This window comes from Streptomyces sp. NPDC057137, from assembly GCF_042670825.1.
Classification (GTDB): Bacteria; Actinomycetota; Actinomycetes; order Streptomycetales; family Streptomycetaceae; genus Streptomyces.
Genome location: NZ_JBHUUW010000015.1, coordinates 70,762 through 91,608, shown reverse-complemented (window position 1 = coordinate 91,608; position 20,847 = coordinate 70,762). Strand labels below are relative to the sequence as shown.

The 20,847-nt window shown below is 73.2% G+C and carries 14 protein-coding genes; 7 read left to right on the top strand and 7 right to left on the bottom strand.

What is annotated here, in order from left to right; all coding sequences use genetic code 11:
• Positions 1 to 4 precede the first annotated feature (4 nt).
• The 6 genes from ACFT9I_RS15470 to ACFT9I_RS15445 all read left to right on the top strand — a co-directional run bounded on the left by ACFT9I_RS15470 (position 5) and on the right by ACFT9I_RS15445 (position 7,420).
• Positions 5 to 1,840 (top strand): GTPase, encoded by a 1,836-nt coding sequence (locus tag ACFT9I_RS15470; protein ID WP_382564433.1) that lies wholly within the window; start codon positions 5 to 7, stop codon positions 1,838 to 1,840.
• A 242-nt stretch (positions 1,841 to 2,082) separates the two neighbouring features.
• Positions 2,083 to 2,625 (top strand): single-stranded DNA-binding protein, encoded by a 543-nt coding sequence (locus tag ACFT9I_RS15465; RefSeq protein WP_382564431.1) that lies wholly within the window; start codon positions 2,083 to 2,085, stop codon positions 2,623 to 2,625.
• Between the two features lie 215 nt (positions 2,626 to 2,840).
• Positions 2,841 to 4,274 carry a Cys-Gln thioester bond-forming surface protein gene (locus tag ACFT9I_RS15460; RefSeq protein ID WP_382564429.1) on the top strand — a complete coding sequence of 478 codons (1,434 nt, stop codon included), beginning with the start codon at positions 2,841 to 2,843 and terminating at the stop codon, positions 4,272 to 4,274.
• 326 nt (positions 4,275 to 4,600) lie between these two features.
• Complete coding sequence (gene ettA, locus ACFT9I_RS15455) at positions 4,601 to 6,265, top strand: energy-dependent translational throttle protein EttA (protein WP_382564427.1); 1,665 nt, start codon at positions 4,601 to 4,603, stop codon at positions 6,263 to 6,265.
• A 1-nt stretch (position 6,266) separates the two neighbouring features.
• Complete coding sequence (locus tag ACFT9I_RS15450) at positions 6,267 to 6,692, top strand: acyl-CoA thioesterase (protein WP_382564425.1); 426 nt, start codon at positions 6,267 to 6,269, stop codon at positions 6,690 to 6,692.
• Positions 6,689 to 7,420 carry a hypothetical protein gene (locus ACFT9I_RS15445; protein ID WP_382564423.1) on the top strand — a complete coding sequence of 244 codons (732 nt, stop codon included), beginning with the start codon at positions 6,689 to 6,691 and terminating at the stop codon, positions 7,418 to 7,420. The genes ACFT9I_RS15450 and ACFT9I_RS15445 overlap by 4 nt, the downstream gene beginning before the upstream one ends.
• Before the next feature lie 40 nt (positions 7,421 to 7,460).
• Here the strand turns inward: ACFT9I_RS15445 and ACFT9I_RS15440 are convergent, their stop codons facing one another.
• From ACFT9I_RS15440 to ACFT9I_RS15425, 4 genes are all read right to left on the bottom strand, one after another.
• Complete coding sequence (locus ACFT9I_RS15440) at positions 7,461 to 8,498, bottom strand: ABC transporter ATP-binding protein (RefSeq protein ID WP_382564422.1); 1,038 nt, start codon at positions 8,496 to 8,498, stop codon at positions 7,461 to 7,463.
• Complete coding sequence (locus ACFT9I_RS15435; RefSeq protein ID WP_382564421.1) at positions 8,495 to 11,443, bottom strand: ABC transporter permease; 2,949 nt, start codon at positions 11,441 to 11,443, stop codon at positions 8,495 to 8,497. Before ACFT9I_RS15435 ends, ACFT9I_RS15440 begins: the two co-directional genes overlap by 4 nt.
• Before the next feature lies 1 nt (position 11,444).
• Positions 11,445 to 14,843 carry an FtsX-like permease family protein gene (locus tag ACFT9I_RS15430; protein ID WP_382564419.1) on the bottom strand — a complete coding sequence of 1,133 codons (3,399 nt, stop codon included), beginning with the start codon at positions 14,841 to 14,843 and terminating at the stop codon, positions 11,445 to 11,447.
• Positions 14,844 to 15,040: 197 nt separating this feature from the next.
• On the bottom strand, positions 15,041 to 15,439 hold the full coding sequence (locus ACFT9I_RS15425) for a globin (protein WP_382564418.1): 399 nt from the start codon (positions 15,437 to 15,439) through the stop codon (positions 15,041 to 15,043).
• A 120-nt stretch (positions 15,440 to 15,559) separates the two neighbouring features.
• On the opposite strand from ACFT9I_RS15425, the gene ACFT9I_RS15420 reads away from it, so the two are divergent.
• Positions 15,560 to 16,585: a methyltransferase domain-containing protein gene (locus ACFT9I_RS15420; RefSeq protein WP_382564416.1), complete on the top strand. Its 1,026-nt coding sequence runs from the start codon at positions 15,560 to 15,562 to the stop codon at positions 16,583 to 16,585.
• Positions 16,586 to 16,597: 12 nt separating this feature from the next.
• On the opposite strand, the gene ACFT9I_RS15415 is transcribed toward ACFT9I_RS15420, so the two are convergent.
• From ACFT9I_RS15415 to ACFT9I_RS15405, 3 genes are all read right to left on the bottom strand, one after another.
• The gene (locus ACFT9I_RS15415; protein ID WP_382564415.1) at positions 16,598 to 17,794 is read right to left on the bottom strand and encodes an FHA domain-containing protein; all 1,197 of its coding nucleotides are present in this window, start codon (positions 17,792 to 17,794) and stop codon (positions 16,598 to 16,600) included.
• Positions 17,795 to 17,860: 66 nt separating this feature from the next.
• On the bottom strand, positions 17,861 to 19,216 hold the full coding sequence (locus ACFT9I_RS15410; protein WP_382564414.1) for a VWA domain-containing protein: 1,356 nt from the start codon (positions 19,214 to 19,216) through the stop codon (positions 17,861 to 17,863).
• A 142-nt stretch (positions 19,217 to 19,358) separates the two neighbouring features.
• Positions 19,359 to 20,846 (bottom strand): PP2C family serine/threonine-protein phosphatase, encoded by a 1,488-nt coding sequence (locus tag ACFT9I_RS15405; protein WP_382564412.1) that lies wholly within the window; start codon positions 20,844 to 20,846, stop codon positions 19,359 to 19,361.
• Position 20,847: the final 1 nt, after the last annotated feature.

Genomic DNA, 20,847 nt, shown 5'->3' with positions numbered 1-20,847 from the left:
CGAGATGGCGGACGTGACGGACGTGACGACGTTGACGGACGGGCCCGGTGAGATCGGGGCCGGGCTCGGGGCGGGTGTGACGGACGCGGGCGGCGCCGCGGGCGGCGCGGGGCGGCGCTGGGACGACGGGCTGATCGCCCGGCACGCGGCCGGACGCAAGGCCACGGGTGGCTCGGGCGTCACCGTCGGAGTGGAGGCGGTCGAGAGGGACGACGTTACGGCGGCGGCCCCGGCCGATCTCCACCAGCCCATCGGGGGCGCCTACGAGGGACCGCTGCGCGTACGGCTCGACGCCCTGCGCGAGTTGGTGGGCCTGTCGCGGACCCGTATCGAGGGGACCACGCTCGCCGAGGCCGGACGCGTGCTGGACGAGGCGTCCACGCGGCAGCGGCTCTCGTCGCGGCACACCGTCGTGGCCATCGCGGGTGCCACCGGCAGCGGCAAGTCGACGCTGTTCAACGCGCTGGCGGAAGTACCGATCTCCGAGACGGGGCTGCGCAGGCCGACCACGTCCGCGCCCATCGCCTGCGTCTGGTCCGAGGGCGCCGCCGGGCTGCTCGACCGGCTCGCCATCCCAGGGAGGCTGCGTCGCAGGCCGCTCGCGGGCGGCGACGGGGACGAGGAACTGGAGGGTCTCGTCCTCGTCGACCTCCCCGACCACGACTCCGCCGTCGTGGCGCACCGGGACCAGGTCGACCGGGTACTGGCACTGGTCGACGCGGTCATCTGGGTGGTCGACCCGGAGAAGTACGCGGACGCCGCGCTCCACGAGCGCTATCTGCGGCCGCTCGCCGGCCACGCGGAGATCACCTTCGTCGTGCTGAACCAGATCGACCGGCTGCCCGGCGAGGCCGCCGACCAGGTCCTGGACGATCTGCGCAGGCTGCTGGACGAGGACGGCATGGCGCTCGGCGAGCACGGCGAGCCGGGAGCCACCGTGCTGCCGATCTCCGCGCTCACCGGTCAGGGCGTGGGCGAACTGCGCGAGCTGGTCGGCCGTTTCGTCCAGGAGCGCAGCGCCGCCGCCCGGCGGCTGTCGGCCGATGTGGACGCGGCCGCGAGGCGGCTGCGCTCGGTGTACGTCGCCGACGGGCGCACGGGGCTCGGCGAGCGCTCCCGCGAGGAGTTCGCCGACCGGCTCGCGTGGGCGGTCGGCGCGGTGGCCACGGGCGAGGCGGCCGAGCGCGAGTGGCGCAGGAACGCGGGTCGCGCGTGCGGGACGCCGTGGCTGCGGCTGTGGCGCTGGTACGAGCGCACCCGGACGCCCGGCGGCACCGCGCCGCGCGCCGAGGTGATCGTGGAGGACGAACTCACCGCCAGGCAGCGGGTCGAGCAGGCCGTCCGTACGGTCGCGGAGGACGCGGCGGCCGGGCTGCCGAGGCCGTGGGCGCAGGCCGTGCGCGAGGCGGCGGTCCGCGGCGCCGTCGGGCTGCCGGAGGCGCTGGACGAACTGGCCGTGACGGCGGGGCCGCCGAGCGGGCGCCCCGCGCGCCCCGCGTGGTGGCCGGCGGCGGTGCTCGCGCAGGCGTCCATGACGCTGCTTCAGATCTTCGGCGGGCTGTGGCTGGTCGGCCAGATCATCGGCGTGCTCCAGCCCGGCATCGTCCCGCCGGTGCTGGTGATGCTGGCCGGGATCATCGGCGGGCCGCTGGTGGAGTGGGCGTGCGCGGCGGCGGCGCGGGGGCCGGCCAGGCGGTACGGGCAGGACGCCGAGCGGCGGCTGCGGGAGGCGGCGGCCGGGTGCGGGCGGGCCAAGGTGCTCGATCCGATCGCGGCGGAGCTGATGCGGTACCGGGAGGTGCGGGAGCAGTACTCGACGGTGTCGGGCGTGACGAGGTAGCCGCGTCCCCGTCCACTCCTTGTCCGCCTCTCATGTGCCCTCTCGTCCGCCTGGCGTCCGTGTCTCGTGCGCCTGGCGTCGGGGCGCGACCACGTACGGGTGACGGAGATATTCAGAACTGGCGAGTTATCCACAGGCGTCAGCAGGAATTTCCCATCCGGTCCAGCATGAGGTGGTCGGTCGACGGGGCCGGAGAGACGGCGCACCGGGGAGCCGGGAAGCCGGAGAAGAGGGGGGCTGCCATGAACGACACCGTGGTGACGCTGGTGGGGAACGCCGCGACGGGGGTGGAGTATCGGGAAACGCCGACGGGTGGGGTGGCGCGGTTCAGATTCGCGGTGACTCCGCGCCGCTGGGACCGCCGGAATTCGGTCTGGACGGACGGGAGTACGAGCTTCTACACCGTCTGCGCGTGGCGGAATCTCGGGGCGAATCTCACCGCGTCGGTCAATGTCGGTGACCCGCTGGTCGTGCACGGCAGGCTGCGTGTGCGGGACGAGGCGAAGGACGGGCAGCGCAGGACGTTCGTGGACATCGACGCGCTGTCGATCGGTCACGATCTGACGTGGGGGACCTCGGCGTTCAAGCGGGTGGCGCGGGCGAATCCGGCGCTGACGGAGCGTCCGGCGGATGTGGCGGCGGCGAGTTCCGCCGCGCACGCGGCCGCTGCCGACTCCGGCACCGGCGCGGTCGGCAAACCGGTGCGTACGCAACTGTGGCCGTCCGAACACGACGAGTCGCCGGCGCCGGTCGGGGCGGTCGCGGCGCCGATCGGACCGCTCTGACCGGGGAGTTGTGGAGATTTGTCGAGAGTCGATCGACTTCGAAGGTGCGAGCGATAACGATTCCGATTCGGAACGGTTATCGGAACGCATGAACGGGCATCGGCCGACTCCTCCATCCATAGGATTCCCGAGTACTCATGGGGCACTTGAGGCTGCTGGTGAGGAAATCCCCCCACGCGTCCCACGCGGAGGACCTCGCCCGGAGGGAAAAATCTGTGTTGTCTGCGCTGTCTGTGTTGTCTGCGTTCCTCGCTCCAACCGCTCGTAGGCGGGGCGCCGCCCGTCTCGCCGCCTCGATGGCCGTCTCGGGCCTTGTCGTGGTGGGCTCCATGGTCGGCGCGGGTGCGGCCGTGGCTGACGACGCGCTTCAGCACCGCGGCGGCGCCGCAGCCACGCTCGACGGCCTCATGACGTTCGACAAGGCCGTGCTCACCTCGGACGGCCAGAAGCACGAACTGCCCGCCGGCCTCTTCGAGATGACCGTCGACGGCGGCGGCAAGCTCAAGACGTACTGCATCGACATCCACAACCCCACCCAGGACCAGGCGAAGTATCTGGAGACGCCCTGGGCGCAGACCTCGCTCGGCGCGAACAAGAACGCCGGGAAGATCCGCTGGATCCTGCAGAACTCCTACCCCCAGGTCGACGACCTCGCGGCGCTCGCCGACGACGCGGGCACCGGGCCGCTCACCGCGCAGACCGCCGCCGCCGGTACGCAGGTCGCCATCTGGCGCCACTCCGACGACGCGGACGTCGACGCCGTCGACCCGCAGGCCGAGAAGCTGGCCGACTGGCTGGAGCGCAGCGCCGACAATCTCGGTGAGCCCAAGGCCTCGCTCACCCTGGAGCCCGGCGCGGTCTCCGGCCGGAGCGGCGAGCGTATCGGGCCGGTCACCGTCCGTACCGACGCGGACAGTGTCGCGGTGTCCCCGCCCGCCGACGCCGCCGCGATGGGCATCAAGATCACCGACAAGGACGGCAAGCCCGTCGCCGAGGCGGCCGACGGCGCGCGGCTCTACTTCGACGTCCCCGAGGACGCGGCCGACGGCACGGCCACGCTGAGCGTGCAGGCGAGCACGTCGGTGCCGGTGGGCAGGGCGTTCGCCGGGGTCACCAAGAGCCAGACGCAGATCCTGGCCGGCTCCAGCGAGTCCACGGTCTCGGCGACGGCCGCCGCCACGTGGGCCGCGAAGGGCGCGATACCGGCGATCACCGCCGAGAAGAACTGCGCGGAGGGCGGTGTGGACGTCACGGCGGCCAACAAGGGCGACGAGCCGTTCGCCTTCACACTCGCCGGTGAGGAGTACGCGGTCGAGGCGGGCAAGTCCAGGACGGTCACCGTGCCGGTCGCCGAGGACCAGGCGTACGACTTCACGATCACCGGGCCCGGGGGCTTCACCAAGAACTTCCAGGGCGTGCTCGACTGCCGGACCAGCGGGAACCCCGGCCCGCCGGCCGACGAGACCACCACTCAGCTGGCCCCGGCCACGACGGGCGGCGTCGCCGGTACGGACGGGCTCGACCTGGCCGAGACGGGCACTTCCAACGCCACCCCGATGATCGCGGGCGTAGCGATCGGGCTGGTCCTGATCGGCGGCGCGGCGGTCTTCTTCGTCCGTAAGAGGAACGACCCCTCCACCGAGGACTGACCCGTCCCCGACCCGACCTGACCTGACCCGCCCCGAGCGGCACGGCACCCGGCCGCCCCCTGACAGCGGCTCCGACGCGCAGACGAATCCGGTCGCGCGCCGGAGCCGCGCGCCGGAGCGGCTGTCAGGGCCGTGTGCCGTCGGCCGCCACGTCATCGCCCCCGGCCGCCCGGGGCGTCCCCGCGCCGACCGCAGGTCGGGACGGGGTGTCCGAGGCCTGGACACGCGGTTTCTCCCCAGGGAGGGACGTGCGGCAAGATGGCTTCATCTGCCCTCACGCGGTGGAGCCGCACATTGGCCCTTCTCGATCTGCCGGACGGTTTCTCTTGGCTGAGTACATCTACACGATGCGCAAGACGCGCAAGGCGCACGGCGACAAGGTCATCCTCGATGACGTGACGCAGAGCTTCCTGCCCGGCGCGAAGATCGGTGTGGTCGGCCCCAACGGCGCCGGTAAGTCCACCGTGCTGAAGATCATGGCCGGGCTGGAGCAGCCGTCCAACGGCGAGGCATTCCTGTCGCCCGGATACTCGGTCGGGATGCTCCTCCAGGAGCCGCCGCTGGACGAGAACAAGACGGTGCTGGAGAACGTCCAGGACGGCGCCGCCGAGATCATGGGCAAGCTGAAGAGGTTCAACGAGGTCGCCGAGCTGATGGCGACCGACTACTCCGAAGCCCTGATGGACGAGATGGGCAAGCTCCAGGAGGACCTGGACCACGCCAACGCGTGGGACCTGGACACCCAGCTGGAGCAGGCCATGGACGCGCTGGGCTGCCCGCCCGGCGACTGGGCCGTCACCAACCTCTCCGGCGGTGAGCGCCGCCGTGTCGCGCTCTGCAAGCTGCTGCTGGAGGCGCCCGACCTGCTGCTGCTGGACGAGCCCACCAACCACCTGGACGCCGAGTCCGTGCAGTGGCTGGAGCAGCACCTCGCCAAGTACCCGGGCGCCGTCGTCGCCGTCACTCACGACCGGTACTTCCTCGACAACGTCGCCGGGTGGATCTGCGAGGTCGACCGCGGCCGGCTGCACGGCTACGAGGGCAACTACTCCAAGTACCTGGAGACCAAGCAGGCACGTCTCAAGGTCGAGGGCCAGAAGGACGTCAAGCGCGCCAAGCGGCTCAAGGACGAACTCGAATGGGTCCGCTCCAACGCGAAGGGGCGCCAGGCCAAGTCCAAGGCCAGGCTGGCACGTTACGAGGAGATGGCCGCCGAGGCCGACAAGATGCGGAAGCTGGACTTCGAGGAGATCCAGATCCCGCCGGGCCCGCGGCTCGGCAGCGTCGTGGTCGAGGTCGAGAACCTGAGCAAGGCGTTCGGCGACAAGGTCCTCATCGACAACCTCTCCTTCACGCTGCCGCGCAACGGCATCGTCGGGGTCATCGGCCCGAACGGCGCAGGCAAGACCACGCTCTTCAAGATGATCCAGGGCTTCGAGGAGCCGGACTCCGGCAGCATCAAGGTCGGCGACACGGTCAACATCAGCTACGTCGACCAGGGCCGCGGCAACATCGACCCGAAGAAGTCGCTGTGGGCCGTCGTCTCCGACGAGCTGGACTACATCAACGTCGGTCATGTCGAGATGCCCTCGCGGGCGTACGTCTCCGCGTTCGGCTTCAAGGGCCCGGACCAGCAGAAGCCGGCAGGCGTCCTGTCCGGCGGTGAGCGCAACCGCCTCAACCTGGCGCTGACCCTCAAGCAGGGCGGCAACCTGCTGCTCCTCGACGAACCGACCAACGACCTCGACGTCGAGACCCTGTCGTCCCTGGAGAACGCGCTGCTGGAGTTCTCCGGCGCGGCCGTGATCATCTCTCACGACCGGTGGTTCCTCGACCGCGTCGCCACGCACATCCTGGCGTACGAGGGCGAGTCCAAGTGGTTCTGGTTCGAGGGCAACTTCGAGGCGTACGAGAAGAACAAGGTGGAGCGGCTCGGTGCCGACGCGGCCCGGCCGCACCGCGCCACGTACAAGAAGCTGACCCGAGGCTGACATGGCCCGCCACCATTACAGCTGCCCCATGCGCTGGTCGGACATGGACGCCTTCGGGCACGTCAACAACGTCGTCTTCCTCCGCTATCTGGAGGAAGCGCGTATCGACTTCATGTTCCGGCTGGCGCAGGGGGACGGCTCGCCGTCCTTCTCGGGCGGGTCCGTCGTGGCCCGGCACGAGATCGACTACAAGCTGCCGCTGGTGCACCGGTACGAGCCGGTGGCCATCGAGCTGTGGGTGACGAAGATCGGGGCGGCGACGCTCACGATCGCGTACGAGATCAAGGACGAGGACCAGGTGTACGTGCGGGCCTCGACGGTCATCGTGCCGTACGACCTCCAGGCGGGCCGGCCGCGGCGGATCACCGCCGAGGAGAAGTCCTTCCTCCTGAAGTACCTGGACGACGCGGAGGCGCTCGCGGCATGACGGCGACGACCGTGCGGGCCCTGCGGCTCGCCGACACGGCGGAGGCGGCGGATCTCGCCGCCTTCCTCGGCCGGCTGATCCGTTACGACCGGGCGGCCGCGGTACGCCTCCAGGTGGGCGGCGGGGCCGTGGCGGTGTTCGGGCGGCCCCCGGCGTTCGAGGTCCTGGCGATCCGTACGGCGCGGCTGCGTGACGAGCCGTCGGAGGCCGTGCCCGCGGCTGCGGCGGAGCTGGACGTCACCGTCTCCGCCGGTGAACTCCTCGAAGCGATCGACGAGTTGACGGGCGGCTTCGCGCTGCCCGCCGCCGTCACCGGGCCTCCGTGGACCGGGGTGCTGCCACCGCGCGGCGGCTGGCAGCTGGTACCGGGCCTGCCGGGACCCGCCGCGCTGCGCCAGGCGGTCGCGGCGGCGGTCGCCGAATTCCGTACGCGCGACGAGGCGTTGCCCGCCGCGCACCGCGACCGCGCCGAACGCGACAGGATCGGCCACGAGATCTGGTCCCGGACGGTCGAGGACACGGGCCTGCCGCTGCGCGCCGTCCACGCGGCGCAGTCGGTGGGCTTCCTGCGCCCGATGCCCGAGAACGCGCCGGTGGCGCTGCTCAGGACCGGCACATGGGCGCGGCTGCGGACACCGTACGGCTCGATCGCCGTACGGACGGGCGGTATCGGCGGCGGAGCCGGCGGCATCGGTGGCATCGGCGGGCTGAGCGTCACTCCGACGTAGGACGCAGGACGTTGGACTTCCCGGTGGGCGGGGTGGGTCCTCAATCGCCGGACGGGCTTGGTGTGTCCGGCCAGACGCCGATGTGGTCCTGTTCCAGTTCCAGCATCACGCGGTGTTCCATGCCCAGCGCCTTCGTGTACTCGGCGGGCAGTTGGAGGCGGCCCGCGCGGTCGAGCATCGCGTACTCCCGTGCCACCACCGACTCCTGGCCCGTCGTCGCGTCGACCTCCGTGCGGCGCAGGACCTCCGACGAGGTGCGGCCGTCGCGGATGGCGACCGTGCGGCGTACCTCGTCCGCGACCTCCTGGTCGTGGGTGACGATCACGATCGTCGTGCCCAGCTCCTCGTTCGCCCGGCGGAACGCGGCGAACACCTGCTCCCCGGTCGCCGAGTCCAGCTCGCCCGTCGGCTCGTCGGCCAGCAGCACGGAAGGGGAGTTGGCGAGGGCGACGGCTATCGCGACGCGCTGCTGCTGGCCGCCGGACATCTGGTGCGGGCGGCGGTCGCGGCAGTCCGCCACGTCCAGCATCGTCAGCAGCGATTCGGCCCGCGCCGCGCGCTCGGCGCGACGACGGCCGCCACCCCGGCCACTCCGCCCACCCCGGCCGCTCAACTGCATCGGCAGTGCCACGTTCTGACCGGCCGTCATGTACGGCAGCAGATTCCGGCCGGTCTCCTGCCAGACGAAGCCCACCGCCTCGCGCCGGTAGCGCAGCCGCGCCTTCGCGTCCATGCCCAGCAGATCCCGGCCCGCCACCTTCGCGGCGCCGGCCGTCGGGACGTCCAGGCCCGCCAGGATGTTCATCAGCGTCGACTTGCCGCTGCCGGACGCGCCCACGAGTGCCATCAACTCGCCCTCGGCGACCAGCAGATCGAGACCCTGGAGGGCTTGCACCTCCACCCCGTCGGCGGTGAAGATCCGCACCAGCCGGTCGCAGGCGATGAGCGCGTCGTGCCCGTACGAGGGCCGGTCGCGGTGGGTGCCCGCGCGTCGCTCCAACTGCTCCAGGGTCGTCACCGCGGAGCCGCCCTCCACTGCCCCTGAGCCGCTCGCCCCGGACTCGGTCGACGATGTCATCGGCTGTCTCCTGCCCTGAGTTCGTTGATCGATCCCCGCCGTCCCGCCCACCACGCCTGCACCACCGACACCGCCGCGGCGAGCGCCAGCACCCCCACGGCCGGCAGCACCAGCGACCACGGATCGGCCTGGAGCGGCGCCCCGTCCAGCGTCACGTCCGACGTCGCGGTGAGCGCCAGTCGTACGAGATCCACCCCCGGCGCCAGCAGCACGATGGTCGCCCAGCCGACGAACGCCCCGCCCACGGCGGCGAGCAGCGCCTGCGGAAGGACCTCCAGGCCCAGGAGCTGGCGGCCCTGACGCGTCGTGAGGCCCATGGTGCGCAGCCGCGCCAGCAGGGTGAGGCGCTCCGGGGCCGTCTGCGACAGCGAGAGCAGCAGGGCCAGCAGGGCGTAGCCCGCGCCCGCCGCTATCGCCGCCGCGTAGATCCGCTCGGCGCCCTCCTGCATGGGCGTGTTGACGAACGTCTTCCGCTCCTCGGCGCGCAGCGTCATGACGAAGGGGGTACGGGTCTTCTCGCCGAATCCGGTGACCGTACGGCGCAGCGCCCCGCCGTCCAGCTTCGCGCCCGTGACCAGCAGGGTGGTCGGCGCCCGCTGGGTCAGGTCGGCGGAGTTCACCAGGAGGTAGTCGGCGCCGGGCGCCGCCGGGGTGTTGGAGCGTATCTGCGCCACCCGCACCTTGAAGTCCCCGGCGGGCGACTGGATGTCGCGCGGCCCGTCGCCGAGCCGTTCGGCGACGGCGGGCGAGGCGATCGCGGGCAGCACCCGGCCCTTGTCCGACCCGCCGTCGCGCACGCCGCCCCCGCCCACGGACTTCAGCGCCCCGGCCGGGAACTCCCCGAGCCCGGTCTGCCGGGCCAGCCGCGCGTACGCCCGTGGCTCCACGCCGATCATGGTCACGCCGAGTGCCGTCCGGAAGCCCTTGGCGTCGGACGGGAGCGGTACCCCGTACTCGACCCGTACCGCGGTCACTTCCCCGACCCCGGCGCTGTCCCGCACCAGCTCCGCCAGCCCGTCGGGCAGCACCGCCGACGAGCCGAGGACGCTGATCCGGGCGTCGGCGCCCGTCGCGAGCACGGCGGCGCGCTCCCTGGCGCCGTCGATCCCGGCGAGCACGGAGCCGCCGAAGGCCGCCGTCGTCAGCGCGACGAGCAGGGCGAGCAGCGGCAGCGCGCCCGACGACGCCGCACGGCCCGCGCGGGCCAGCGAGAGGAAACCGACGGCGCCGCGCAGCCGCCCGGCGGGGCGGCCGACGAGCCGCAGCGGCAGCGGATAGAGCCGTACGAGAACCAGCGCGGCGATCAGCCCGACCAGCACCGGCGCGGAGCTGACCAGATAGTCCACGTCCCCGATCCCGCCGTCGCCGCCGGGGTCGGCCGCCCCGCCCGTGCCCCGCCGGCGCAGCGCGAAGACCGCGCCGATCCCCAGGGCAAGCAGGGTCAGTTCGGCCATCGTGCGGCGGCGGGAGGGCCGGGCCCGTACGAGATCCTCGCGGCCTCCGTGCGGCCGTGGTCTGCGGTGCCGTACGACGGCCCGGACCGGGAGCGCGGCGCACGCCAGCAGGGCGGCGGCGCCCGCCGCGGCCACGGCGGGCAGCAACCGGGCCTCCGGGACGGTCAGTACGGCCAGCAGCAGGCCGACGGCCGCCGCCGGTACGGCGATCACCGCCGTCTCGGCGAGGAGCCGGCCGCCGATCCCGCGCAGCGATCCGCCGCGTGAGCGCAGCAGGGCGAGTTCGGCCTGCCGCCGTACGGCGACGAGGCTGCCCGCCATCACCAGTACGACGGCGGCCACGGCCCCGATGCCCAGTGCCGCGACGGTGACGACCGGAGCGATGGCCGATCGCATGGAGCGGTGATCGGCGACGATCTGGTCAAGTCCCGTCGCCACCACGGCGGCGGGCCCGACGACGGTCGGGGCGCGCAGTTCGGTCAGCTCGGGGCCGTTCTCCAAGGAGGCCACGGCGGAGGCGAGCCGGGGCGCGTCGCGTGCGGTGAGCGCCGTGGCGTCGGGGGCGATCCGCCAGTACGTCTGGGGCTCACCGGTCGTGCCGAGCAGCGCGGGCGCGGCGTCGGGTGCCAGCAGGAGGGAGGCGCGCCAGTAGCGGGGCGGGGGGACGTCGCTGGTCGGTTTGGTGACGAGGACGGGGGCGCCGAGCGTGGTCTCGAAGGCCCAGTAGCTGTTCTCCGGGTCCCGTGGTGTGACGATTCCGGTGATCCGTACGCCCAGCTCGTCCCGGTCCACGCCCGGCACGTGCACCACCGAACCAACCTTGATCCGCAGCGACTTGGCGGTCTCGGCGGTGACCGCGGCCTCCACCTCCCCGGTGCGCTCCGTCACCGTGCCGTCGGCGCGCGGGAGCCGCCCCTCGCGGAGGGTGGAGTGGCGGTCGAGACCGGCCTGGGCGGCGAGGGTGAACATCGGCGGCAGCTTGTCCGGTGCGGGCAGCCAGGCGTCCGTGCCCTCGACCGGCTCGGAGGTCCGTACGCCGTACGCCGAACCGCCCTCGTCGGCGCGCACCGGCGCCGGCAGACTCCGGGTGATCTTCCGCTGCGCCTGCGCCACCCGGCCGCCGCGCAGGACCTCCTCGCGCTCCGCCTGCGGTACGCCGAGGCCGGGCGCGGCCGCGCTGACCTCCAGGACGCTCTCGCCGGCCGTGGCCGTACGGATGCCGTGGCGCAGGCCGTTCGTCTCGTAGGTGTCGACGGAACGGGGGAACGCGGCGGCGAGATAGGCGGTGAGTACGACGAGCACGGCCATCGCCGCGGCGGCCCCCGGCGCGGTCCGCAACCGCGTCCGTATCCACGGCGCGACGACCCGCACCGGGCGGCCGGACGCGCGGGACGAGCCGGCCCCGCCGGACCCGTCGGATCCGTCGGACCCGCCAGGTGCGACGGCCGTTTCCGTGGACGGGTCACGACGGCCGGGCGAAGGTGCGCTCATCTCAGTTGCCTCCCCGTTCGCGCAGGGTGACCGCCGGGTCGGTACGGCGCAGGGTGAGATACGCGATCAGCAGCAGGGGCAGCACGGACACCCCCGCCAGCAGCGCGGCGACCTGGCCGGTGGGCAGGGCGACATGGACGGCGGGCACCGGCTGCGTGGCCTGGCCCGTCAGGACGACCAGGGGCACGACCGCCCTGGTGAGTACGGCGCCGAGGGCGAGGCCGACCAGGAGCGCGACCGTGAGCAGCAGGCCCTGCTCGGTGGCTATCAGCCGGGCGAGTTGCCGGCGCGGGGTGCCCAGCGCCCGCAACAGGGCGAATTCGGCGCCCCGTTCACGCAGCGACCCCACGGCGCTCACCGCGAAGCCGACGGCCGCCAGCGCCGCCGCCGCGATGGCGGCGGCCAGCAGCGCGGACTGCGGACCGACGCCCAGTGGATCGCTCAGCAGCTCGTCCGCGATCTCGTCGCGCACCATCACCTGCGCCGGGTCGAGGTCGGACCGTTTCCGCAGCGTGTCCGCGATCTGCTGGGTGCGGCCCGGTGCCGCGCTCAGCCACCACTCGGTGGGGGCCAGCGACGCCTCCCGCCGGTCGGCGAGCACCTGATTGACGGCGCGCAGATCGAGCAGGAGCCCGCCGCCGTCGCCCCGGCGCCCGCCGTCCGCGGTCTCGGTCGCGGCCTGCGCGCTCAGGGCGCCGGGGCCGGTGGTGGGCAGTTGGGCGACGGAGCGGACGATCCTGACCCGGAGCCGGTCGCCCGCGACCTCGACGTCCACGTTCTGCCCGGTCTTCGCCCCGGCGGCCCGCAGGAAGGTGTCGGTGGCTATCGCGGGCAGCGCGGCGGGCGGTTCGGGGCGCGGTACGCCCACCTGGACGCTGAGGCTCCGCGTCGGGTCCAGATAGGGCCCGGCCTGCGGGCTGACCCCCGTCTCGTACGAGAGGACCAGCGGTGCCGTCGCCGAGACGGCCGGCTTCAGCGGCAGGTCCGGGTCGGCCTCGCCGTCCAGCGACGCGAGGAGCGTCGCCCGCCAGTCGAAGCCCGCGGGGACGTCCACCGGCCGCGCGGCGCCGTCGGCGTCCAGGGACTTGAGCGCGTCGACGGTGAGCCGGTGCGTCTCGCTCCTGCCCTGCGGGGCGCTCGACTCCAGCTCCAGACCGGTCAGGGTCAGCGGCTGCGCCGGGGTGAGCGGCGTGCTCGCCGCCCCGGGACCGCGCGCGGAGTCCCCTGCGCCGGTCAGATCGAGTGTGAGGGTGTGCGGGCGGCCGTCGACGGGCACGTCGCCCGCGGGCAGCCGGTAGGCGATGCCGTAACGGTCCTCGACCAGGACCGTGGTGAACGGAGCGCTGCCGGACGGCGACACCCCGTTCGCCGCCGAGGTGGCGGTGAGCCGCAGCGTGATCCGGAGTTGTCGGCTGTCCTCGGGCAGTGGGACGCCCGGTTGTGCCGTCTTCGGTGGCTTCACCGCGTCGAGCAGCCGGGCCGCCCCGTCGTCGCCGGACAGCCCCGACAGATCGTCGCGCAGCAGCATCCGCTCGTCGGCCTGCCCGGTGTCCAGCGCGAGGACGGTCGCCGTCCGGTCCGCCGACAGCTCGGAGGTGGCCCGGTGCGCGGGGGCCGCCGCGCGTACCCCCGGCAGCTCGGCGTAGATCCCCGCCTGCCCCGGATCCCCGGGCCGGTTGGCCGGCACCCGCAGCGACGCGCCGGTCCGGAAGTCCGCCTGGTCCTCCTGCGAACGGTCCCACGACGCGCTCTGCCCGATCGCCAGCATCCCCATCGCGACGGCGAGCACCAACAGCAGCACCGGACCCGCGCCGCGCAGCGGTCGGCGGCTGAACTGCCAGCCGGCCAGCGCCGACGACAGGCCCGCCCCGCTCGCCGCGCGCCGTTCGGCGAGGCGCGCCACGGGCGGCAGCAGGCGCAGGGTCAGTACGGTGCCCGCGAGCAGCGCCAGCGCCGGGGCGGCGACCAGCAGCGGATCGACACCCAGGTCGCCCCGGCTGTCACCGCTGAGCGCGCCGCCGGAGGCGGCCGTCTGCCGGTCCAGCTGCCAGTACGCCACGGCGGCGACCACCAGCAGCCCCACGTCGGCGCCCGCCCGCATCGGGCCGGGCAGCGCCCCCGCCCTGCCGCGCCGCAGCCGGGTCACGCCGGCCGAGGCGAGGGCGGGCGCCACGACGGCGGCGGCGCACGCCAGCGCGACCCCGACACCGGTCAGCCACACCTGCGTGGTGGAGGTGTCACCGAGCCGCAGCCCGATCCCGTCGAGCGGCCCGCGGTCGACGAGCAGCCTGGTCAGCGGCCCCGCGAGCAGCGGCGCGCAGAGCGCGGCGGGCAGTGCCAGCAGCAGGGCCTCGACGGTGGCGAGCCAGGCGATCCGGCGCCGTGAACCGCCGCGCGCCCGCAGCAGATCGCTCTCGCCGGTCCGCTCGGTGCTCAGCAGCCGTGCGACCAGCAACAGGGCGCAGGCCGCGAGCAGTACGAGCTGGACGGCGACGATCAGCAGGGTGGAGCGGGACACGAGCAGCGCGCGTTCGGTCCGGTCGAGAACGCTCGGCAGCGTGGTCCGCGCGGTCACACCGTCGGCGAACACCGGCTGCGCGGCGAGGGACTTGGGCCCGCGCCCGGCGGCGGTGCGCAACGCGTCGATACGGCCGGTGGTGACGGACCGGAAGTCGGCGGCGGCCAGCCAGGACAGGTCGCCCGCCTGGAGCCGCCCGGAGTCGAACAGGGCGGGGTCGGTGAGCATCGGGCCGTAGGTGGTGAAGGTGACCGTCTGGACGCCCTGGCCGCCGAGGGTGTCCAACTTCCAGTACGGGTCGGTGAGATCGGCCGGCCGGTAGATGCCCGTGACACGGATCGTGAGGGGTTTGTCGCCCAGCCGGTCGATGAGGGTGAGCCGCGTCCCGGCCTTCAGCCCGAGCTGGGTCGCGGCCTCCTCGGGGAACGCCACCGGTACGGGGTCGGCGGCGGAAGCACCGCCGGCCGCCGGCCAGGTGCCCGTCACCAGCCGTACGCGCGAACGGTCGAGCGTCGCGAAGTGCGTGAGATCGGGATCGCCCCCGCGGGCGTCGGGCGGCTGAAGGGCACGGGGGAGCGCGTACGACCCCGAACGCTCCAGCTTCCGTACGGTGACCGGCAGCCCGTCGAACGACTCCCGCGCGACCTTCGTCGCCGCCTCGTTCGCGGCCCGCCGGTCGCTTGCCGGGACCTGCGCGGTGATCACGAGCGCGGCGGCGGCCGCGTCGCGGCCCTGGAGGGTGTGGCGGAGCGCGGCGTCGCCGATGGAGCCGGAGAAGGCGGTGAGGGCGGAGAGGACCGAGGTGGTCAGGAGTACGGCCAGGAGAGCCGCGGCGAGCAGCAGCCGGTGCGCGCGGACGCGCAGGAACACGAACCCCGTCACCCGTCGCCCCGCCGATCCCTCGCCCGCCCCGGAGCTTCGGATACTTTCAGAGGGCACCCGCCCGTGGAAACCGCTTACGGGCGGACTTTGATCGGATCGTGACCGTTGTCCGGAACGGGAGGTCCGCATTCCGGGGCGTGGAATGCCCGGCGCGCGGTCTGCGGCTCGCGGCCCGCGCGCGAAGGCTCAGCCGTGACTCAGCTGTTCACCATCGACGCGGCGGCGTACGTCATGTAGTTCCAGAGCTGCGCCTCGTGCTCCTCGGAGAGCCCCAGCTCGTCGATCGCCACCCGCATGTGCCGCAGCCACGCGTCGTGCGCGGCCCGGTCGACGGTGAACGGCGCGTGGCGCATCCGCAGCCGGGGATGGCCCCGGTTGTCGCTGTAGGTGCGCGGACCGCCCCAGTACTGGATCAGGAACAGCGTGAACCGCTCCTCGGCCGGACCCAGATCCTCCTCCGGATACATCGGCCGGAGCAGCGGATCCTCGGCGACCCCCTGGTAGAACCGGTGCACCAGGCGCCGGAAGGTCTCCTCGCCGCCGACCTGCTCGTAGAAGGTCTGCTCCGAAAGCGTGCCGCGCGGAATCTCGTTCACCCCTCCATGGTCTCAGACGCCCTGGCCGAGTACCTGAGGTCTAGGACCTGCCCGACGGGCAGGGCCCCGGACTGCCCTGGACTGCTCGCTTCTGCGCCCGCGACACAGGACAGTGGAGTCATGGGCGTTCACCGCGAGCAGCGCGAGGCGTACGGGCCGGGCGACGACGAAGCCGGCGTCGCCGCCGAGGCGCGCGCCGCCATGGTGCGGGGCATGGCGGACGACGGGGCGCTGGACGACCCGGCCTGGCGGGCGGCGTTCGAGGAGGTGCCGCGCCATCTGTTCGTCCCGTACTACTTCGTCAGCAGACCCGGCGGCCACGACCGGCTGTGGTGCGACGACCCGGACCCGGCCAGACGGCTGCGCTGGCTGCGCGGCGCGTACGCGGACGGGGCGCTGGCCACCCGCGTACGGGACGGTGAACTGATCTCCTCCAGCAGCCAGCCCTCCTTGATGGCCCGGATGCTCGCGGAGCTGGACGTACGCGACGGGCACACCGTCCTGGAGATCGGCGCGGGCACCGGCTACAACGCGGGGCTGCTCTCGCACCGGCTGGGCGACGCGCGCGTGACGACCGTCGATCTGGATCCGGAGATCACGGAGTCCGCCCGCAGGCACCTCGCGGCCGCCGGCTACCGGCCCGCGGTCGTCACGGGCGACGGCGCGATCGGCTGTCTGCGACGGGCGCCGTTCGACCGGATCATCGCGACCTGCACGCTGCCCGCGGTGCCGTCCGGCTGGCTGGCGCAGTGCGCGGACGGGGCGCGGATCCTGGCGCCGCTGGCGACCGGGCTGATCGCGCTCGATGTCGGCGAGGACCCTCACGGCCGTTACGCGGAAGGGCACTTCCTGCACACGTCGGCCTTCTTCGTCCCGCTGCGCGGCGGTGTGGTGGAGCCCGGACTGCCTGTCCTCCAGCGGATCGGCGGGCTGCCCCGACGGGCGCTGGAGAACGATCTGTTCCGCTTCATGCTCTCGCTGACGGCGGGCAGCCTGGACCCGCACGAGGCCCTCTCCCTCTGGGAGCGCGAGGGGCGCCCGCAGCGGGAGAGGTTCGGTATCACGGTCGGCCAGGACCGGCAGTGGGCCTGGCTGGACGATCCCTCGGGGCCGTACGTCTGGTCGCTCGGCCCCGGCGGATCGTGATCCCTCGTTCTGTCAGCCCCGGCGGATCGTGATCGTCGTCCAGGCACCGACGTGCACGCGGTCACCGTCCTTGAGCGGGACGGGGACGTACGGCTGGATCGGGTCCTCGGCGCCGTTCAGCGTCGTGCCGTTGGTGGAGTTCTGATCGACCACCGCCCAGCTGCCGTCGGGCTGCTGGACCAGGACGGCGTGCTGGTGCGAGACGCCCGGGTCCTCCGGCGGGACGGACAGGTCGACATCGGGAGACTCGCCGGTGGAGTGGCGCCTGCGGCCGATGGTGATCTGGTTCCCGGTCATCGGAAGGTGCTGTTCCGGTGAGTACGCGGGCAGGTTGAGGCCCGTCGCCTCGGGGCCGCTGCGCTGCATCATCGCCATGAAGTAGTCACGGTCCGGTGCGACGACCGCGGTCCAGTTGCCGGGCGGCTGGTACTGGTGCGGCGGCTGCTGGTGCTGTGGCTGCTGGTGCTGCTGCGGCGGCGGACCCTGCTGGAACTGCTGCGGGGGCGGGGGCGGCTGCGCGTGCGAGGGCGGCGGCAGCACCCAGTCGTCGCCGGTCTGCTGCGGCGGGGCCGGCGGCCCCGACTGCTGGAACGAGGGCGGCGACGGCGGACCCTGCTGCTGGTACGGCGGGGGCGGCGGCGGCCCCTGCTGGCTGTGCGGTCCGGGCGGTCCCGGAGGACCGGGGTGGCCGGGCGGCCCGGGAGGTCCGCCCTGCGGGCCGAACCCGCCCGGCTGACCCTGCTGGTCCGGGGACAGCGGTTCGGCGGGCCGGTTCAGCTGGGAGGGGCGCGAGCCCTGGTAGTCGTACGGATCCGGCGGCCGGGGCGGCGACTGCTGGGCCTGGAAGCCCGGCGGCAGGTTCAGTCCGGGCGGCGGCGGTCCACCGGGGCCACCCGGCCCGCCCGGTCCACCGGGCTGCTGGTGCTGCGGAGCCAGCGGCGTGTACGAGGTCGCCGTGTTCGTGAGGAAGTTCCACCGGCACTCCTCGCAGAACAGGGCGTTGCCCTCACGCGGAGTGCGGCACTGCGGGCACAGCTCGGCCTGCGCCGTCGCGTTCGGATCCTGCGGATAGCCGTAACCGGGCGCGGGCGGTGGTGGGGGAGGCGGCGGCACCGAACCGGCGGGAGCGCCGGCTCCGGCCATGCGATGGCCACAGACCTCGCACCAGTCGTCGGAACCCGACTGGTGTCCGTTCGGGCAAGTCGGCATGTCGGCGCTTCCCCCTCTCCTCGTCCGGCCCGAAGGCCGCTGCTGATCGCTTCTTGCTGCTGTTCGCTATTTCTTGACGCGAACGGTCTTGGTCGAGCGAGTTTCCAGTGTCATCTCGTCCGCGTCCGCGACCTTTGCTTTCAGTCGCACAGTACCTGTCGCCGCGTCGACCACGTCCACCACCTTCGAAAGCAGTTTCGCCGTATCCGCGTTCCCGGAGTCCGACGCGAGCTGTACCGCGCGGCCCAGTTTGGCGGTCGCGCCGTCGAAGTCCCCCGACTTACGGGCCTCCAGGCCCTGTTGGATCACCTGGGCCAGTTCGGCCTGGCCCGTGTAGTGCGCGACCTGCGGATTGATGGAGGTCGACGCCACCATGTCGTCGGTCCACACCGCCCGTACCAGCCCTTGGGACAGCACCTGCGACGTGCCGTCGGCGGCGGGGAGGATCAGCGAGACCCGGGCCGCCAGCATCTCCTGGCCGACGCCCGCCTCCGGGACCTGGACACATACGTGGTAGTCACGGGACTCGTCGCCCCAGGAGCCGGTCGGATAGTCCCCGGCACGGGTGTTGGCCTCCGTACGCCGCTCGGTCAGCTCCTCGACCGTCGGCGCCACCTGCTTGACGAACTTGATCTCCACACCGACGGGCGTCCAGAGCCGCAGGGCGACGTCCGCGACCTCCTTGCCCATCGCGTTCTCCATCATCTCGGTGAAGTCGGCGGCCAGGCCCGCGGGATCGGCGACGATGTCCGACGTGCCGAGCATCGCCGAGGCGATGCCTGTGACTTCTTTCACCACCCAGTCCGTGCCGACACCGCGGGCGTCGCAGGTGAAGCGGCCCGCGCAGGCGTCGAGCGAGGCCCGCAGATCCTCCGGGGTCTCGTGCTCGTTACGGCCGTCGGTGAGCAGGATGCCGTGCCTGATCGACACGTCGGCCGAGGACAGCAGCCGGTCCGTGAGGCGCAGCCAGGTGCCGATGGCCGTACCGCCGCCGGCGCTCAGTTTGCGCAGGGCGTTCTTGGCCTCCGCGCGGGTGGCGGTGTCGGCGACCGCGAGCCCGCCGTTGCCCGGATAGACCTCCTTGGCCACATGCGTACCGGCCACCACGGCGAAGGCGACACCGTCGCGCAGCGTGTCGATGGCGGCGGACGTGGCATCGCGCGCGTTGCGCATCTTCGTCGGCGGGTAGTCCATCGACCCCGAGCAGTCGACCATGATCACCACGGCCGCGTTCGGGCCCTGGCCCGGCAGCGCGGCGGGCGTGGCGGACGCTGCCGCGAGCGGCACCCGGCCGGTCGTACCGCCCCCGGTGGACGTGACCGTCACGATCGCGTTGACCTCGCGCCCGCCCTCCGGCAGGTACTCGTTCTGGTACACCTCGACGGAGAACTGCGGCACGGTCGACTTGGAGAAGTTCGCCATCTGTATCGGCTCCTTGACGCTCCACTGGCAAAAAACAGAAGACTTGAGAGATCGGCGGGACAACGGGCCGGTGTGCTCCCGGGGTTGGACCGGGCACCGGTCCGGGCCGGGGGTCCGGCCGGGGGTCCGGGCAGTGGGGTGCTCAGGCCGGTTTGTAGGCGGATCCTGCCCCTTGCTGCGGCACGGCGAACGGCAGCAGGGCCACTGTTACGTTGTCGTGGCCCCCACCGTCGAGCGCGTGGCCGACCAGTACCTGGGCGCTGCGCAGCGGCCGTCCGGCGGCGTCCGGCGGAAGGGCCCTTGCCATTTCCTGGGGGCTCTCCGCGTAGTTCCACAGGCCGTCCGTGCAGACCACCACCACACCGGGGCGGTCCGGTTTGAAGGACGCCGTGTGCGGTTCGAGTTCGTAGGCGTCGGCGCCGAGCCAGCCGGTGATGGCGTGGGCGCGTTCGTCCGCGTACGCCTCCGCCTCGTTCATCAGGCCCGCGGCGACCATCTGGGCGGCCCAGGAGTCGTCCTCGGTGAGCCGGGCCGGTGGTCCCGTGCGGTCGTCGGGCACCCAGTAGGCGCGGCTGTCGCCGACCCAGCCGATGACCAGCAGCCCGCTCGCCACGACCGCGCCGACGATCGTGCACGCGGGCGCGTTCTGCGCGCGGTGCGCAGCCTCCTCGCCGGCCCGGCCCGGCCGGTCGGCAAGGACGTTGACGGCCTCGGCTGCGGCCACGATCGCCTCGTGCATCGCCTGCTGCGGGTGCGTGCCGCGCGGCAGGGCCGTCAGCAGCACCTCGTTGGCGGCCGCCGAAGCGGCTGCCGACGCCTCGTCGGGGCGGGTCGCCGACGACACGCCGTCGCAGACGATCGCGATGACGGCCGGCGAACCGTCCGGCAGGGCGGCCGACGACACGGCGAACGCGTCCTCGTTGCGGTGGTGGCGCAGCCCGCGGTCGCTGACCGCCGCCACGGCGTCCAACTCCTGCTCCACGTGGTCGCGTTCGCGCGGCTGGGCGTGACCGCAGTTCTCGCAGTAGCCGTCGGTGTCGACATGGCCCGCGCGGCAGGCCACGCAGAGCTTCGTGCCCGCCGGGGCGGCGGGCGCCGCCGTACGCGGGTCGGCGGGGTCGGCCGGGAGGTCGGTCACATGGGGCACCGACAGCGGAGCCCCGGCCGCCGCCGGTGCGGGCGCGGGCAGTTCGAAGTCACCCGCGGGGATCGGCGCGACGGGCGGTGCGGCAGGTGGCGCGAGGGGCGGTGCGGCAGGCGGTGCGACGGTGGGCACGGCCGACGGCGCGGGCCGGTGCCCCGCCGCCGGGTGGCCCGCCGTCGGACGCCCTGCCCCGGTGTGCCCGGACAGCGGCACCCCGGTCGAGTCGATTCCCGGCAGCTCGCCGGGCACATGCACCGGCGCGGGCGTGGCCGTGCTGTCCGTCTGGGCGGCGGACGGCCAGTCGACGGCGCCCGAAGGACCCGCCCCCGGTGCGCCGTTCATGACGATCGTGGGGTGGTCGTCCGGAGGCGGCGGTACGGCCGACAGGTCGTACCCGCACGCACCACAGAACAGGTCGCCCGACTCCAGCGGCTCCTCGCAACTGGGACACCTCGAAAGGGCCGTCGGCTCGTGCATCTGCGACATC

What these genes read in the sequence shown, in the direction of transcription:
- ACFT9I_RS15470 (WP_382564433.1), top strand. Translation starts at nt 5, where the DNA reads ATGGCGGACGTGACGGACGTGACGACGTTGACGGACGGGCCCGGTGAG.
- ACFT9I_RS15465 (WP_382564431.1), top strand. Translation starts at nt 2,083, where the DNA reads ATGAACGACACCGTGGTGACGCTGGTGGGGAACGCCGCGACGGGGGTG.
- ACFT9I_RS15450 (WP_382564425.1), top strand. Translation starts at nt 6,267, where the DNA reads ATGGCCCGCCACCATTACAGCTGCCCCATGCGCTGGTCGGACATGGAC.
- ACFT9I_RS15445 (WP_382564423.1), top strand. Translation starts at nt 6,689, where the DNA reads ATGACGGCGACGACCGTGCGGGCCCTGCGGCTCGCCGACACGGCGGAG.
- ACFT9I_RS15440 (WP_382564422.1), bottom strand. Translation starts at nt 8,498, where the DNA reads ATGACATCGTCGACCGAGTCCGGGGCGAGCGGCTCAGGGGCAGTGGAG.
- ACFT9I_RS15435 (WP_382564421.1), bottom strand. Translation starts at nt 11,443, where the DNA reads ATGAGCGCACCTTCGCCCGGCCGTCGTGACCCGTCCACGGAAACGGCC.
- ACFT9I_RS15420 (WP_382564416.1), top strand. Translation starts at nt 15,560, where the DNA reads ATGGGCGTTCACCGCGAGCAGCGCGAGGCGTACGGGCCGGGCGACGAC.
- ACFT9I_RS15415 (WP_382564415.1), bottom strand. Translation starts at nt 17,794, where the DNA reads ATGCCGACTTGCCCGAACGGACACCAGTCGGGTTCCGACGACTGGTGC.
- ACFT9I_RS15410 (WP_382564414.1), bottom strand. Translation starts at nt 19,216, where the DNA reads ATGGCGAACTTCTCCAAGTCGACCGTGCCGCAGTTCTCCGTCGAGGTG.
- ACFT9I_RS15405 (WP_382564412.1), bottom strand. Translation starts at nt 20,846, where the DNA reads ATGTCGCAGATGCACGAGCCGACGGCCCTTTCGAGGTGTCCCAGTTGC.